Here is a 15091-nt window from a genome sequence, read left to right on the forward strand (position 1 = left end):
ACCGGAAATTTCGGCGAATAACGGCGTTCCTTCTGTGAAAGGTGACAAGGACCTTTCCAATCGGTGACACGGACAAGGGTGTGATGGACTACAAATCCATCCTTGACAGGAATTCCCAACATCCCTACTGTCTGTGTAGGTAAAGCAGGAAATGCGCACATATCCCTGTTTAGGGACTCTGTGTGGGACAGCACCTCCGTGGCCACTCTCGCGATAGGGGCGACGAGATCGATGGCAAGACCGAGAGCTGATCTTTCCGGCGTGCGCGGGACGGTGACGTCCCGCCTGGAAGCCGGTGGCGCGTCCGCCGCCTGTCGAGTCTGTACCGAGGGCTGAGAGAGCACGCCGTACGGGGAGCCGTCTGACCCGTCCTGTTTCCCGCGTCGCGTGCCCCCGGGGCCGGGGCCGCTGGATTCTCGCGTTTGTTGCATGAACGCCGTATGCCGACTTTTCCAGAAATCGGGGTCGAATCATCATGCAGACGTTGACCGAGCACACGAACACACTGCTGGGGATATTTCCCAGGAAAATCGAGGAACTCAAACGGAACGGGCTGTACCGCAGTTTCGTCTCCTTCTCCCACCTGGCCGCCGATCAGGGCCACGCCGTACACGACACGGACCGGATCCAGGTCTGGTGCAGCAACGACTACCTCGGGCTCAGCCAGCACCCGGAGATCATCCGGGCGCAGCTCGACTCGACGGTCAAGCACGGCACCGGCAGCGGCGGATCACGCAACATCGCGGGCACGAGCGCGGCCCACGTCGAACTCGAACGCAGACTCGCGGCCTGGCACGGCAAGGAACGCGCGCTGGTCTTCTCCAGCGGCTACGTCGCCAACTTCGAGACGCTGAGCACCGTCATCTCCGCGATCCCCGACATCGTCGTCTTCTCCGACGCCAAGAACCACCGCTCCCTCATCGAGGGGATCCTCCGTACGAGATGCGCGAAGCACATCTTCCCGCACAACGACCTCGACGACCTTGAGCGGGCGCTCGCCGAGCACGACCACGACCGCCCGAAGCTGATCGTCTTCGAGTCCATCTACTCGATGGACGGCGACGTGTCCCGGGTGAGCGCCATCTGCGACCTCGCGGACAGGTACAACGCGCTGACCTTCGTCGACGAGACCCACGCCGTCGGCAGCAGGGGTCCGACGGGCGCCGGGGTGTGCGAGGAGGCCGGGGAGACCAGGCCGACCTTCGTGCAGGGCGTCTTCAGCAAGGCCTTCGGGACGGTCGGGGGATACGTGGCGGGCCCCGACGGGGCGCTGGACTACGTCCGCTCCCACGCACCCGGGTTCATCTTCACCACCTCGCTGCCGCACTCCAGCCTGGACGCCACCATCAGGAGCCTGGAGCTCGTCCAGAACGGCGACGCCCTCAGGCGCGCGCTCGCCGACAACGTGCGGTACCTGAAACAGGCGCTGAGCGCCGCCGGGATCGGCTTCCTCGACGCCGACAGCCACCTGGTCCCGGTGCTCGTCCCCGGCGCCGAGCGCATCAGGCACGTGGCGCGGGTGCTCCTTGAGGAGCACGGCGTCTACGTCACCCCGATCAACTACCCCTCGGTCCCCAAGGGCGCGGAGCGTTTCCGGATCACCGTCCCGCCCTTCAGAACCCCCGAGCAGATCGACGACTTCGTCGCGGCCCTGCGCAAAAGTCTCGACTCCTGAGCACCCCGAACCAGACGAGAGGGACAGAACAATGTCGTTCCACGAGATCACCCCGTTCATCGGCGCCGAGCTGACCGACGTCACCTACGAGGAACTCGAACGCCCCGAACTCTTCGACCAGCTCGTCGACAACCTGCGGCGCCGCGAACTCGTGGTCGTCCGTGGCATCGAACTGACGCCGAAACAGCAGATCACCCTGGCCAGGCGCCTCGGGAAGCCCGTCCCCTTCCTGCTCAAGGAGTATCGCCACCCGGAGTTCGAAGAGATCATGATCTCCTCGAACGAGGTCAAGAACAACAAGCCGGTCGGGGTGGCCAGGGTCGGCAACTTCTGGCACCAGGACTCCTCCTACATCTCCAACCCGGCGCCCTACACGATGCTGCACGGCGTGAACGTGCCCTCGACCAGCGGGCACACCCTCTACGCCAACGCCGTGGACGTCTACGAGCGCCTCCCCGAGGACTGGAAGCGCAAGATCGCCGGCAGGAACGCCCTGGCCACCGTCAACAAGCGCCTGCGGATCGGCAAGGAGCACGTGGGCCTGTCCGTCGCCGAGTTCCGCGCGCTGATCGACATCGAGCACCCCAAGGTCGAGCACCCCCTCGTGCGCGAGGACCCCTTCACTGGCCGCCCCTACCTGTACGGCTCGCCCGAGTATCTCGACTCGGTGATCGGCTTCGACGCCAACGAGAACGCTGCCTTCTTCGCGGTCGTCGACGAGCTGATCCAGGACCCCGAGCACGTCTACACCCACCGCTGGACCCCCAACGACCTGGTCATCTGGAAGACGGCCACGACCTACCACAGCGCGACCGCGGTCGAGCCGGGCGTCGGCCGTACGGTGCACCGCGTCAGCATCCAGTCCGGTGACTGATGGGCGGCATCGTCGACTTCGAGGTTCGCCTTCCCCGGGCGCGGGTCAGCGTCCACCGGATGCACCGGGAGTCCGGCGTGCCGGTCGAGGCCATCAGGGAGATCACCCACACCGACGGGTTCCCCGTCCTGGGGGAGGAGGAGAGCTCCTGGCAGCTCGCCGCCGAGGCGGCCAAAGCCCTGCTCGGCCGTACGGCGACGCGCCCAGGGGACGTCCGGCAGGTGATCTTCGCGGGCTCCGGTGAGTGGGACGTCCCGTTCTGGTCACCGGCCGCGAAGGTGGCCGCGGAACTCGGCATCGACGACGCGCACTGCTTCGAGGTGGCCAACTTCTGCAACGCGGGCACGGTCGCGATCAGGATCGCCCTCGACCGGCTGGCCGGGGGCGGCGACGGGTACGCGCTGGTGCTCATAGCCGACCGCCTCGGCCAACTGGTGGACTACGCCGACCCCGCGTCCAAGGAGCTGTTCAACTTCGGCGACGCGGCGGCGGCCGTACTGCTGTCGGGACGGGACACGGCCTTCGAGGTGCTGCACACCGCGACGCGGACCGACCCGAGCTGGGCCGACTACTACTACGGCGAGCAGCGGGACGGGCGCCTGGTCATCCGCAGGGGACCGCACCGTCCCGGGCTCGCCGACGCCTACGTGGACAACTTCACCCGGCTGGTCGAGGAGACCCTCAAGGCCGTCGGCGGCAAGAGGGACGACGTCGCCCACTTCCTCATCAACCAGGGCGACCGGAGGATGCACGAACGGCTGCTGCGGGAGCTCGGACTGCCGCAGGACAGGAGCGTCTTCAACTACGACAGGCTCGGCCACATGGGAGGCGCCGACACCCTGATCGCCCTGGACGGGCTCAGGGAACGGCGGGCGCTGCGGCGCGGGGACCTGATCCTCCTGGCCACGAGCGCCATGGGCTTCAGCTGGGGTGTCACCGCATTGGAGTACGCAGAATGAAGATTCTGGTCGTCCACCAGGTTCCCTACCGGAAGATCGACTACCACCTCGCCATCGACCACGAGGCGCACGACGTCACCTACGTCGGCCGCGCCGAGCGGATCGCCGAACTGCCGGAGGGGCTGCGCTGCGAGCGGTTCGAGGTCGGTCCCGGCGACGACTTAGCCGGGTGGATCATCGAGAACGTCTCCCCCTCCGAGGGGTTCGAGCAGCTCCTGTCGCTGTCGGAGGACGGCGTCCTGCTGGGCTGGCGGGTACGGCGCCACCTCGGGATCGAGGGCCCCTCCCTCGAACGGCTGCGCCGGGTGCGCGACAAGGTCAGCATGAAGGAGGCCCTCGAAGGCTCGGGGGTGCGCTACCCGCGTTTCGTGGCGGCCGACGCCGTACCCGAGGAAGGCTCGCTGCCGTGGACCGGCAGGACCGTCCTGAAGCCCAGGCAGGGCGCGTCGAGCAAGGAGGTCGTCATCCACGAGACGGCTGAGGCGGCGCTCGCCGCGGGCCGCGCGCTCGACGACCCCGGCGGGTTCGAGCTTGAGGAGTACGTGGACGGCGACGTCCTGCACGCCGACGGGCTGGTCCAGGACGGCGAGCTGGTCAACGTCGTGTTCAGCAGGTGCGTGCGCACGCCGCTGGACTTCGCGCAGGGCACGCCGATCGCCTCGCACCAGATCCAGCACGACGAGCGCCACCGGGCCTTCGCGGAACGGGTGCTCAAGGCGCTGGAGATCGACACCGGCTGCGTCCACCTGGAGTTCTTCGAGACCAAGGAGCAGGAGCTGGTCTTCCTTGAGGTCGCCAACCGGCTCGGCGGCGCGGGCATCGTGACCTCGCACCTGCGCCACACCGGGGTGCACCTGCCCTCGCACGAGATCGCCATCCGGCTCGGCTGGCCGAGGCCGCAGCCGCAGCCCGCCAGCGGGCGCTACCACGGCTTCGCCATCTTCCCCGGCCACCAACTGAGGCCGGAGGACGGCTACCAGGTCGAGGTGCCCGACCACATCCGTAACCACCCGTGGGTGGACAAGGTGCACAGCCTGGACGGCAGGCAGCCGCTGCCGGACCACATCTCCTACCAGGAGTGGGAGATCCCGGTCTTCATCGAGGCGTCGCACCCCGACCCCGGCGTGCTCAGGCAGATCCTCGGCGAGTTCATCCTGGCCCCGCTCGTCAGACCGGGCAGCGCCCCGCCCGCCGGGCCGGAGAGCGCCCCGCTCGTCAGGCCGGGGGGCGCCGCGTGAGGCACTACCCGACCGACCTGCTGCTGGCCGTCGAGCACGCCGAACGGCACGCCCCGGAGGTCCTCGCCGAGCACGGGCTGACCGGCCTGCTGAACGGTGAGGCGCTCACCGAGGCCCTCGACGAGCTGTTCGACGGCCTCGGCCAGTATCCGTGGCGTTCCCTGCCCGACGGCGACGTCGAGGAGTTCGCCCCCGTCGGCACGGTCCCGCTCGACGACGACGAGCCCGAGGCGACCCTGCGCGGCCTGCTGTACGGCCTGGCCACCGGCAACCGGGTCGTCGTGCGCACCGGGCGCCGTGACCTCTGGCTCGCGGTGGCCGGCCTGCTGACCGGCGCGGACGTGCCGCTGCCCGACGTCACGGTGACGACCCTCGACGACGGTACGGCGGGGCCGCCCTTCGAGGTGCCGCCTCCCCGGGTCAGGGGCGCCTTCCCCACCGAGGCCGCGCGGCAGGCCGCCGTGCTCGCCGCCGACGCCAGGGCGGGGTGGGTCGGGCGGCTGTTCACCCGCGACTACCTGGCCGGGGTCTCCCTGGCCGTCGCCAGGGGCCGGGACGTGGCCGAGGAGCCGGGGAGGATCGGGGCCAAGCTCCGCTACCTGGCCGGGCGGGCCCGCCGTACTCCCTACTACCGGGACCTGCCGCCCGTCACAGGAAAGCAGGACCTGACCCGGCTGCCGATCCTGGACAAGGCAGCGCTCGACGCCCACGCGCCGCCGGTCAGCCGGGACCTGTCCAGCGGCGCGGCGCCCAGCGGTGAGGTCCTGCGCAGCGGGGCGACCACCGGGGGGCCGCGCTACATCGTCTACTCCCTCACCGACTGGTCCAACATGGTGCGCGAGGCCGTGCCCGTCCTGTACGGCGTCGGCCTTGAGAAGGGCGACCGGGTGGTCAACGCCCTGTTCGGCGGCAGCCTCTACGGCGGCCTGATCACCAGTAGCTGTGAGCTGTCGCGGATGCCGGTCGAGGGCTACACGACAGGCCAGCACATCACCGTCGAGGACGTGCTGGCGCTGGTGCGGAACTTCTCCGTCAACGCCGTCGTCGGCCAGCCCGCGCTGATCCTGCCCCTGCTGCGCGAGGCCAAGTCACGCGAGCCGGAACTGCGGCTGGAGAAGGTCGTCTACGGCGGCACCGCGATGACCGAGACCGACAAGGCGTGGCTGCGTGAGCGACTCGGGGTCCGGGTGATCTCCAGCATCGTCGCGGCCAACGACGGCGCCCAGCTCGGCTACCAGTGCCCCGGCCTTGAGGGCACGCTGCACCACCTCTGCGACGACTACAACCTGATCGAGGTGGTCGACGAGGAGGACAACCCGGTGCCGGAGGGCGAACCGGGCCACCTGCTCGTCACGGCCCTGCAGAAGTTCGAGGGGCCGCTGATCCGCTACCGGATCGGCGACGTCGGCCGCATCCTGCCCAGCCGTACGTGCGGCTGCGGGGTCTCCGGCAGGCTCCTTGAGTATCTCGGCAGGTCGGACGGCCTCATCAAGGTCAAGGCCCGCACGGTCCTCTACGACGAGATCCTCACGGCGCTTTCGGTCTTCCAGGTCTCCCGGCTCCAGGTCGAGATCACATCGAGCGACGGTACGGACACGGTGATCGTCCGTACCGAGTCGCCCCTCGACCTCGACCCGGAGAAGGTGCGTCACCTGCTGGGAAGCGAGTTCGAGGCGCTGAGCGACCGTCACGCCTTCGGCGACGGGCTCGACGTGTTCCGGCTGGTCGTGGAGTGCCACCCGGAGGGCGGCCTGCCCAGGAACCCGGTGAGCGGGAAGGTCAGACCGGTGATCGACCGGCGCGTTGGAGCGGCCTCATGACCAATCGCCTCACGGAGCTGTACAACGAGGAGCTGTTACGCGGTGGCAGTCCCCTCGCGGAGATCGACCTGCACGACGAGGAGCGCTTCCCGTACCTGGCCAGCATCGACCGTAGGTATCTGAACCGGCCCGTCTTCGTCGGCGAGGGCGAGCTGAACCGGTTCGCCGACGACACGGTCCGCGCCGTGGACATCCTCATGACGCTGCCCGAGCGGCTCTTCGACGGCGACCTCGACCGGCTCTGCGCGGCCCTGGGCATCGAACCGCGCAGGGCACGGCTGATGCGCCGCCTCGGCGGGGTCACGCCGTACCGCTTCGGCCGCATCGACGCCTACCACGACGGCGAGTCGTTCAAAATCCTGGAGTTCAACGCCACAAGCGAGACCGGCGGCCTCGAATGGGTCGGCCCCGCGACCCGGGCCATGCTCGATTACGACGCGCTGCGCGCCTTCGCCGAACGGCACCGCCTGCGCTTCACCGATGCCCCGCAGCAGGTCGCCGAGGCCCTGCGCCAGGTGGGCGCGACCGTCACCGGGGGCCGGGACCCGGTGGTCGCCCTGATCGAGGGGGAGGGCGGGCTCGCCGACTACGGCGTCGCCTGGCGTCCGCTGCACCGGCTGCTGCGCGAGTTCGGCCTCGACTGCCACCTGGGCGAGATCACCGACCTGAGCTTCGCGAACGGCAGGGTCCTGTTCCGGGGCACCCCGGTCGACGTGGTCTACCGCGTCTTCGAGGTGGACCAGGTCGTCGACCACCCTGAGAGCCTCCTGCTCACCGAGCGGCTCCTCGCGGCGCACGAGGAGGGGCGCGTCGTCATCTGGACCCCGCTGGAGACGGAGATCTACCGGCAGAAGGGCTGCATGACGCTGCTGTCAGACCCTCGCTTCGGGGTACGGCTGTCCGCCGACGAGCGGGAGCTGATCGACCGGGTGCTTCCCTGGACGCGTTCCCTGGGAGCCTCGGATCCGCTCGACGAGTACGTGGAGCGCAGGGAGCGCCTCATCCTCAAGCCGAACGACGCCTACAGCGGGCGGGGCATCACGGCGGGGTGGGAGGTCGGGGAGCGCGAGTGGCTGCGGGCCCTGCGCGAGGGGGCCGAGCGGGGCGCGATCGTCCAGGAGCGGGTCGTGCCGCGCCACGAGCCGGTCGTCGATCCGGTGACCGGCCGCGTCGAACCGTGGGAGGCCTGCTGGGGACTGTACTACACCCCGGCCGGAGGCTACGGGGGCGGCGGCTGCCGCTTCCAGAAGGTCGGCCAGGTGGACATCAGGGCGATGGGTCCGGGCACGAAGACCAGGGTGGCGGGCGTCTTCACCTACCCCGACGCGGTTGAGGAGGCCGAGTCGTGGTGACCGTACGGCAGGAGGAAAGGGGTCTCGGGCGCAACTTCCACTACCTCCTGTCGGCCTACTCGATCCAGACGCTCGGCGAGGGCGTCGTGATCGCCGCCCTGCCGCTGCTGGCGAGCAAGCTGACCGACGACCCCCGGCTCATCTCCTGGGTGCCGCTGGCCACCGAGCTGCCCTGGCTGCTGCTCGCCCTGGTCGGCGGCGTGATCGTCGACCGCTACGACCGGCGCCTGCTGATGATCGGCGCCCAGACCATCCAGACGCTGCTGCTCGTCACGGTCGCGCTGGTCGTGACGCTGGGCGGCACCCAGATCTGGATGATCTACATCCTGGCGTTCGGGCTGTGCGCGGGCGACATCGTCTTCATGGGGTCGAGCAGGGCGCTGATCCCCACGGTCGTGCGCGGCGCCGACCTGGAGACCGCCAACGGGCGCAACGTGACGGCCGAGACGCTGGGCCGGATGTTCCTCGGTCCCGCGCTGGGTTCGGCGCTGTTCGTACTGTTCGTCCCGCTGCCGCTGTGGACGAACGCCGTGACCTACGTCGTCTCGATCGTGCTGATCTCCCGCATCCGCAACGCCGCGGGCCACTTCCGGGTGACTCCCGTTCCGGGAGCCACCGAGGAGCGGCGCGGGGTGGTGGCCGAGATGATGGAGGGCGTGCGCTGGCTGGCTCGGCACCGGGTGCTGCGCATCGTCGTCCTGCTGGCCGCGACCAGCAACTTCAGCGTCTTCATGGCCCAGTCGATCACCGTCCTGTTCGCCAGGGACGTCCTGGGCGTCGGGGACGCGGGCTACGGCATCCTGGTGGCCGCGATGGCGATCGGCGGGGTCGTCGGGGGCCTGGTCAGCCGCCGGGTCGTCGCCCACTTCGGCACCCGCTCCGTCGTCATCGGCGTCTCGGTCGCCAGCGCGCTGAGCCTGGTGGCCATCGGCCTGTTCGGCAGACAGCCCGTGGTCGTGGTCGCGCTGTTCGGCGTCTGGTCGGCGGGCCTGTCCGTGTGGAACGTGATGGCCCAGTCGCTCAGTCAGCGACTCGTCCCCAACCGGCTGATGGGCCGGGTCGGCAGCGCGACCAGGATGATCGCCTTCGGTGCGCTGCCGCTCGGCGCCCTCGCCGGAGGCCTGGTCGCCGCCGCCTACGGCCTGACGGCCCCCTGGGTGATCGGCGGGATCGTGCACCTGACCGTCGCCCTGCTCACACTGCCCGCCCTGCTCCGCTGGCCCTCGGTGATCGAGGCGCCCCAGGAGAGCTGACCTCAGCGCGTGCCGGGTGCCTGGCCGTACGGCACGGCATGGGTGGCGCCGGAGGGCTGGACCGGGGCGGGGGGCGCGGTGGCCCGGCCGTGCAGGACGAGGGCCCAGGTCAGGGCGGCGAAGGCGGCGACGTTGGCGACCGCCCTGACCACGTTCCAGGTGACCCACCTGGCCTCGAACGCCTGCCGTACGGCGGCGAGGTCGGCGATGTCCCCGGGATGGCCCGCCCTGGCGAGCTGGTCGTTGAGCGGCACGTTGACGGCGGCGGTGATGACGAACATGGCCGCGTACAGCACGAGGGCCGTGATGATCCAGGGCAGGAGCTCCCTGCCGGTGCTCAGGTGCAGCACCAGCGCCGCGATGGTGAACACCAGGCCGCCCAGGAAGCAGACTATGAACCAGCCGTTGACGATGGACACGTTGATCCGCTGCATCGCCTCGACGAAGGTGCGGTCGTGCGAGCGCGCGAGGCCGGGCATCACGGCGTAGGAGAAGGCGGCGAACAGCCCGGCCATGAGGCCGGTGGTGACAGTAGCTCCCAGCAGGGAGACCGTCTGCAGAATCTTGATCATCTCAGGTGTTCCAGACCCCGGTCGCGGCGGTCGCGCGGGCGTAGTCGGCGAAGTCGCGGGGCCGCCGCCCCAGGGCGCACTGTACGCCGTCGCCCAGGTGGGCGTTGCGGCCGTCGAGCACGGTGGTGAACAGGTAGGTCAGCAGCTCGACGACCTCGGAGGGGACTCCCTCGGCGAGCAGCGCGGCGGCGTAGTCCTCGGCGGAGATCCCGGTGAGGGTCACCTCGCGGCCCGACGCCTCGGCGATGGCGGCTACCGCGTCGGCGAAGGTGAGCAGCCTGGGGCCGGTCAGCTCGTAGACCTCGCCCACGTGGCCGTCCTCGGTGAGCGCGGCGGTCGCGACGTCGGCGATGTCCTCGACGTCCACGAACGGCTCGGGCACCTGGCCCACGGGCAGCACGACCTGGCCGGACAGCACCGGGTCAAGCAGGTGGCCCTCGCTGAAGTTCTGGGCGAACCAGCTCGCCCGCAGGATCGTCCACTCGGCTCCCGAGGCCCGCACCGCGTCCTCGGCGGCCTTGGCCTCCTCCTCGCCCCTGCCGGACAGCAGCACCAGCCGCCGCGCGCCCAGGGAGACCGCCAGCTCGGCGAAGGAGCCAACCGCCTCCGGCGCCCCGGGAGCCGCGAGGTCCGGGTAGTAGGAGACGTAGACCGCCCGCGCGTCCTGGAGGGCGGGGGCCCACGTCGCCGGGTTCTCCCAGTCGAAGGGGACGCCGCCCGAGCGGGAGCCGATCCGCACCGGCAGGTGGCGTTCCGTCAGGCGCCGCACCACGCGGCTGCCCGTCTTGCCGGTGCCGCCCAGGACCAGTGTCGGCGTGTGGTCGCTCATGATGTCCCCCCGTAGTCAGTCTGACCCCTCAAGGATCATTCACTCCGAAACCGGGAACAACGCCATGTTCCGCAACGTTCGTTAACCCACACGTTGACGATCGGGGGCGTGGTGGAGCGGCGTGACATAGAGATCTTCCTGGAACTCGGCAGGGAACTGCACTTCGGCAGGACTGCCGAAAACCTGCGGGTGTCCACGGCCAGGGTCAGCCAGACGATCAAGCAGTTGGAGCGCCGGATCGGGGTCCCGCTGTTCGAGCGGACCAGCCGCAGGGTCGAGCTGACCCCGGTCGGCCGTCGCCTGCACGAGGACCTGGCCCCCGCCTACCAGCAGATCCTGGACGGCGTCGCCAGGGCGGTCGCCGCGGGCCGGGGCATCGACGGGACGCTGTGCGTCGGGTTCATCGGCACCGCCGTCGGCCGCTTCCTCTTCGAGGTCGCCGACGTCTTCCACGCCCGCAACCCCACCTGCCAGGTCCAGGTCAGGGAGAACGCCTACAGCGACGGCACGACCCCCCTCGACGAGGGCAGGATCGACCTCCTGGTCGCCGCGCTCTCGCCGCCGGAGGGCTCGGGGCTCAGCGCCAGCCCGATCCTGTTCAGGGAGGAACCGCTGCTCGCGGTCTCGGCCCGGCACCCCTTCGCCCGGCGCGAATCGGTCACCCTCGACGACCTCGCCCACGAGAACGTGCTGCGCCCCCGCCTGCTGCCTGACTTCGTGGACGAGGCCCTGGTGCCACGCCGTACGCCCAGGGGGATGCTCATCACGCGCGGACCGGACTTCAGCACGATCCAGGAGATGTGCGCGCTGGTCGGGGCGGGCAAGGGGGTCTTCCCCGTTCCCACCCACGCCGCGGAGTATGACGCGCGGCCCGACGTCGCCTACGTCCCGCTCACCGACGGGGCCGCCTTCGAGTGGCGGCTGCTGTGGCGGACCACGGCGGAGACCACCCGCGTCCGTGCCTTCGTCCAGGCCGCCCAGGACTACGTGAACACCAGGCGGGACCCGCTCATCAACCGCTGACCAGCCCGGCCAGTACGGCTCGCGCCTCGGCGAGCGAGGCGTCCGCCATCGGCCGGAAGCGGGCCAGGCCGGGGAGCCGGTCCGCCATCGTCATCTCGGCCCGCACGACGTGCAGGTTCTCCTCGGCCACCCCGAGGTTGCCGAAATAGGCCCGCAGGTAGGGCTCCTGGAAGTCGAAGCCCCGCCTGGGGGTGCCCGGTCCATAGGCGCCGCCCCGGGCGAGGGCCACCACCACCCTCGTACGGCGCAGGCTCCCCTCGGGGAAGGCGCCGGGGAAGGTCACCCGGTCGATCCACGCCTTCAGGGAGGCCGGGACGGAGAAGTTGTACATCGGCACGCCAAGCAGCACCGTGTCCGCCGTGCTCACCTCCGTGACCAGCGGCAGCGTCAGCGCCCACTCCCGCTCCTCCTCGGGGTTCTCCACCAGCGCGCCCACCTCGCCGGGCGGGACGAGCCCCTTGCCCTCGACCCGCCTGCCCAGGGCGCAGTAGGCCGGGGAGATCGGCGGCACCGGCTCGGCGACGAGGTCCCGGTGTCGGTATCCAGCGGCGCCGTACCGCTCGCGCCACAGGTCGGTGAACAGCGTGGTCAGCCGCCTGCTGACGGACTCGCCGGAACTGTCGGCGCTGGAGTCGAGCCGCAGCAGGGACGGCTGTGCGTTGACGGTCATCGGAGTCTCCCCGTGTCACCTTGGTCGTGTCGCGCTCGTCATGCTCATAGGGATGACGAGGGACGGGGGACGAAGGTGACCGGGGACGACGAACTCGCCGGGCGGTTCGAGGCGCACCGCGAGCATCTGCGGGCGGTGGCCTACCGGCTGCTCGGTTCGGCGGCGGAGGCCGACGACGCCGTCCAGGAGGCGTGGCTACGGCTCGGCCGCGTGGACGCCGGGGAGATCGGCAACCTCGCCGGGTGGCTGACGACTGTCGTCTCCCGCGTCTGCCTCGACATGCTGCGTTCTCGTACGGCCCGCGGGGAGGACCCCCTCGGGTACCGGTCGGAGGAGGTGACCGACGCCGGGGATCCCGAGCGGGAGGCGCTGGTCGCCGAGTCGGTCGGCAGGGCGCTGCTGGTGGTGCTGGACACCCTGGCCCCCGCGGAACGCGTCGCGTTCGTGCTCCACGACCTGTTCGCCGTGCCGTTCGACCAGATCGCGCCGGTCGTCGGGCGCACCCCGGCCACCACGAAGAAGCTCGCCAGCCGGGCCCGCCACAGGGTCCGGGGCGTCCCCGCGCCCTCCGGCGTCGAGCCGGGCCGTCGGCGGGTCGTCGAGGCGTTCCTCGCCGCCTCTCGTGACGGGGACATGGAGGCGCTGCTGGCGGTGCTCGACCCGGAGGTGGTGCGCCGCGCCGACCCCGCCGCCCTGCCGCGGGGCGTCCCGGCCGTCTCGCGTGGCGCGCGGGCCGTCGCGGGGGAGGTCCTCGTCCTCGGCGGCCGGGCCAGGTTCGCCGAGATCGCGCTGGTGAACGGGACCTTTGGCGCCGTGGTCGCCCCGTACGGACGGCTGCTGCTCGCCCTCACGTTCACGGTCGAGAACGACAGGATCACCGAATACGAGGTGATCGCCGACCCGGCCCGTCTCCGGGGTCTGACGCTCTCCTTCACAGAATCATGAAAAATGGCGCCACAAACCCATTCGCGTGGAGATTTTTAATGGCTTGACAGAATGGGAAAATCATGAACCGGATTGTTTTAACATCCATCACATTCTCATCATATATAAAGTTTCTTTTCTGTTATAATTTGACGGTTTCCCAACGATCCAACAGCGTTTATCGTGGCGATTACGCCAACAGGGCGGAATCCACCAAAGAACGCGATCGGTGAGAATCACCGGGAGTCGCGGGGGAGGTTGATGTCCGATGTCATCAATGCGTGTGAGGCGAGGTTTATGGGGGCGGGCGGCCGCCGTGCTGCTGCCCGCTCTCGTCCTGGTAGCCCTGGCACCCGCGACGCCCGCCGCCGCGAGCGTCCCCGTCGTGTCGCAGGTGCACTGCGTCGGCGACGGGACCAGCGGTCACCGGGTCAAGCTGATCTACGCCTACGAGCCGGGCTCCAACCGGTTCACCGAGAAGGAGCCGCTGATCCGGCAGGCCGCGTGGATCACGCAGGAGAACGTGAACGACAGCGCCCGCAGGGACGGCGCCGAGCGCTGGGTCCGCTTCGAGACCACCGGCTCCACCGGCTGTGACGTGGACATCGACGTCGTCGAGATCTCCGATGGCACGGCCAACGACGGCTGGAAGGAGGAGCTTCAGGACCTCGGCTACACCGACACCGACCACATCTACGTCGCCTACTTCGAGGACGGCACCGGCTGCGGCGGCACGATCGGGGACGGTCCCATCGCCGACGACGCGACAGCGGGGACCGGCAACCGCCACAACTCCTACGCCACCTGGATCTCCCTCGCCCCCAACTGCGCGACCGGGCACGAGATGACCCACGAACTCGCGCACGCCCTGGGCGGCATCCTGCCGGGCGCCCCCAACTACGTCTCCGGCGCGCACTGCAGCGACTCCAACGAGACCCTCTGCCAGGGCGGCCCGACCGTGGTCTGCTCCGACCCGCTGGCCGTCCGGCTGATGGACTGCGGCAAGGACGACTACTTCGGCGTCACCCCGGTGGGCACCTACCTGTCCTCCAACTGGAACGCGGCCAACGACAGCCTCTATCTGGAGCACGGCTCCTCGGTACCGGCCATGACCGTGATCCCGCCGCTGGCGCCCCAGATCTTCCAGGCCGTTGACGTCGAGGGAACCGAGATCGTCTTCACCTACGAGCCGAGCACCAAGGTCGAGGGCTCCGGCGTCACCCGTGAGGTCCAGGTGCTGCGCAACGGCACGGTGGTCGCCACCGTCCCGATCTGGCAGCGCTCGGTCAGGGTGACGGGCCTGACCACCAACACCAGCGCGACCTACACGGTCAGGGAGAAGATCACCGTCGGTGGCGTCAGCCGTACCTCGGAGCCGTCCGACGGGCTGATCGTCCTGACCGGCACGAGCGGCACCCCCGCGGGCGCCGTCGACGACGGGATCACCACGGTGTTCACCAACGACGTCGTCGATCCCACGGGCCCGAACCTGGCCATGGACCTGTACGCCTTCAGCACCGCCGACAACGCCTCCATCGTGGAGTGGCCGCAGAACAGCCTGAAGAACCAGCAGTGGCGGCTGGACGCGGTCAGCGGCGGCTACACGATCACCAGCGCGCACAGCGGCAAGTGCCTGAGCCCGCTGGGCGGCAGCGGCACCGCTGGGACGGCCGTGGTCCAGGTCCCCTGCACCGGCGCGACCGCGCAGAAGTGGACGTTCCCCTCGATCTCCGGAATCACCTACCAGATCAAGGCGAGCGTCGGCACCAACCAGTGTGTCGCGGCGAACGGCGGCGGCACCACGGGCGGGACCACCCTGGTCCTGGCCACCTGCAACTCGTCCTCCTCGACCCAGCGCTGGACCAGCAACCAGGTCGCCTGACCCGCCGGGTGACCCGCTGA

The 15091-nt window shown here is 69.8% G+C and carries 13 protein-coding genes; 10 read left to right on the forward strand and 3 right to left on the reverse strand.

Annotated features, from left to right (window positions below; all coding sequences use genetic code 11):
- Nucleotides 1-484: 484 nt before the first annotated feature.
- The 7 genes from hemA to FHS44_RS21075 are packed head-to-tail and all read left to right on the forward strand — an operon-like array spanning nt 485 to nt 9171.
- Nucleotides 485-1675 (forward strand): 5-aminolevulinate synthase, encoded by a 1191-nt coding sequence (hemA, locus tag FHS44_RS21045; protein WP_246435774.1) that lies wholly within the window; start codon nt 485-487, stop codon nt 1673-1675.
- Between the two features lie 31 nt (nt 1676-1706).
- Nucleotides 1707-2549 carry a TauD/TfdA dioxygenase family protein gene (locus FHS44_RS21050; RefSeq protein ID WP_184717220.1) on the forward strand — a complete coding sequence of 281 codons (843 nt, stop codon included), beginning with the start codon at nt 1707-1709 and terminating at the stop codon, nt 2547-2549.
- Nucleotides 2549-3508: a 3-oxoacyl-ACP synthase III family protein gene (locus FHS44_RS21055; protein WP_184717222.1), complete on the forward strand. Its 960-nt coding sequence runs from the start codon at nt 2549-2551 to the stop codon at nt 3506-3508. The genes FHS44_RS21050 and FHS44_RS21055 overlap by 1 nt, the downstream gene beginning before the upstream one ends.
- Complete coding sequence (locus FHS44_RS21060) at nt 3505-4746, forward strand: ATP-grasp domain-containing protein (protein WP_184717224.1); 1242 nt, start codon at nt 3505-3507, stop codon at nt 4744-4746. The genes FHS44_RS21055 and FHS44_RS21060 overlap by 4 nt, the downstream gene beginning before the upstream one ends.
- Entirely contained in the window at nt 4743-6566 is a 1824-nt protein-coding gene (locus FHS44_RS21065) for a phenylacetate--CoA ligase family protein (protein WP_184717226.1), read from the forward strand. Before FHS44_RS21060 ends, FHS44_RS21065 begins: the two co-directional genes overlap by 4 nt.
- Nucleotides 6563-7918: a circularly permuted type 2 ATP-grasp protein gene (locus tag FHS44_RS21070; RefSeq protein ID WP_184717228.1), complete on the forward strand. Its 1356-nt coding sequence runs from the start codon at nt 6563-6565 to the stop codon at nt 7916-7918. Before FHS44_RS21065 ends, FHS44_RS21070 begins: the two co-directional genes overlap by 4 nt.
- Entirely contained in the window at nt 7912-9171 is a 1260-nt protein-coding gene (locus FHS44_RS21075; RefSeq protein ID WP_184717230.1) for an MFS transporter, read from the forward strand. The genes FHS44_RS21070 and FHS44_RS21075 overlap by 7 nt, the downstream gene beginning before the upstream one ends.
- Nucleotides 9172-9173: 2 nt before the next feature.
- Here the strand turns inward: FHS44_RS21075 and FHS44_RS21080 are convergent, their stop codons facing one another.
- Nucleotides 9174-9743, reverse strand: a complete 570-nt coding sequence (locus tag FHS44_RS21080) for an anthrone oxygenase family protein (RefSeq protein WP_184717232.1) — start codon at nt 9741-9743, stop codon at nt 9174-9176.
- Between the two features lies 1 nt (nt 9744).
- Entirely contained in the window at nt 9745-10572 is an 828-nt protein-coding gene (locus FHS44_RS21085; protein WP_184717234.1) for an NAD(P)H-binding protein, read from the reverse strand.
- A gap of 108 nt (nt 10573-10680) precedes the next feature.
- On the opposite strand from FHS44_RS21085, the gene FHS44_RS21090 reads away from it, so the two are divergent.
- Nucleotides 10681-11595, forward strand: coding sequence for a LysR family transcriptional regulator (locus tag FHS44_RS21090; protein ID WP_221461106.1), 915 nt, complete (start codon nt 10681-10683; stop codon nt 11593-11595).
- Here the strand turns inward: FHS44_RS21090 and FHS44_RS21095 are convergent.
- Nucleotides 11585-12265, reverse strand: a complete 681-nt coding sequence (locus tag FHS44_RS21095) for an FMN-dependent NADH-azoreductase (protein ID WP_184717237.1) — start codon at nt 12263-12265, stop codon at nt 11585-11587. The two genes, FHS44_RS21090 and FHS44_RS21095, sit on opposite strands and share 11 nt — an antisense overlap.
- A gap of 75 nt (nt 12266-12340) precedes the next feature.
- Here FHS44_RS21095 and FHS44_RS21100 point away from each other — a divergent pair, with 75 nt between their 5' ends.
- Entirely contained in the window at nt 12341-13210 is an 870-nt protein-coding gene (locus tag FHS44_RS21100; RefSeq protein ID WP_184717239.1) for a sigma-70 family RNA polymerase sigma factor, read from the forward strand.
- Nucleotides 13211-13466: 256 nt separating this feature from the next.
- Nucleotides 13467-15071, forward strand: coding sequence for an RICIN domain-containing protein (locus FHS44_RS21105; protein WP_184717240.1), 1605 nt, complete (start codon nt 13467-13469; stop codon nt 15069-15071).
- The last annotated feature ends 20 nt before the right edge of the window (nt 15072-15091 follow it).

Origin of the sequence: Streptosporangium saharense, from assembly GCF_014203715.1 — a bacterium.
In the GTDB taxonomy this organism is placed as follows: Bacteria; Actinomycetota; Actinomycetes; order Streptosporangiales; family Streptosporangiaceae; genus Streptosporangium; species Streptosporangium saharense.

What these genes read in the sequence shown, in the direction of transcription:
- FHS44_RS21050 (WP_184717220.1), top strand. Translation starts at nt 1,707, where the DNA reads ATGTCGTTCCACGAGATCACCCCGTTCATCGGCGCCGAGCTGACCGAC.
- FHS44_RS21055 (WP_184717222.1), top strand. Translation starts at nt 2,549, where the DNA reads ATGGGCGGCATCGTCGACTTCGAGGTTCGCCTTCCCCGGGCGCGGGTC.
- FHS44_RS21060 (WP_184717224.1), top strand. Translation starts at nt 3,505, where the DNA reads ATGAAGATTCTGGTCGTCCACCAGGTTCCCTACCGGAAGATCGACTAC.
- FHS44_RS21070 (WP_184717228.1), top strand. Translation starts at nt 6,563, where the DNA reads ATGACCAATCGCCTCACGGAGCTGTACAACGAGGAGCTGTTACGCGGT.
- FHS44_RS21080 (WP_184717232.1), bottom strand. Translation starts at nt 9,743, where the DNA reads ATGATCAAGATTCTGCAGACGGTCTCCCTGCTGGGAGCTACTGTCACC.
- FHS44_RS21085 (WP_184717234.1), bottom strand. Translation starts at nt 10,572, where the DNA reads ATGAGCGACCACACGCCGACACTGGTCCTGGGCGGCACCGGCAAGACG.
- FHS44_RS21095 (WP_184717237.1), bottom strand. Translation starts at nt 12,265, where the DNA reads ATGACCGTCAACGCACAGCCGTCCCTGCTGCGGCTCGACTCCAGCGCC.
- FHS44_RS21105 (WP_184717240.1), top strand. Translation starts at nt 13,467, where the DNA reads ATGCGTGTGAGGCGAGGTTTATGGGGGCGGGCGGCCGCCGTGCTGCTG.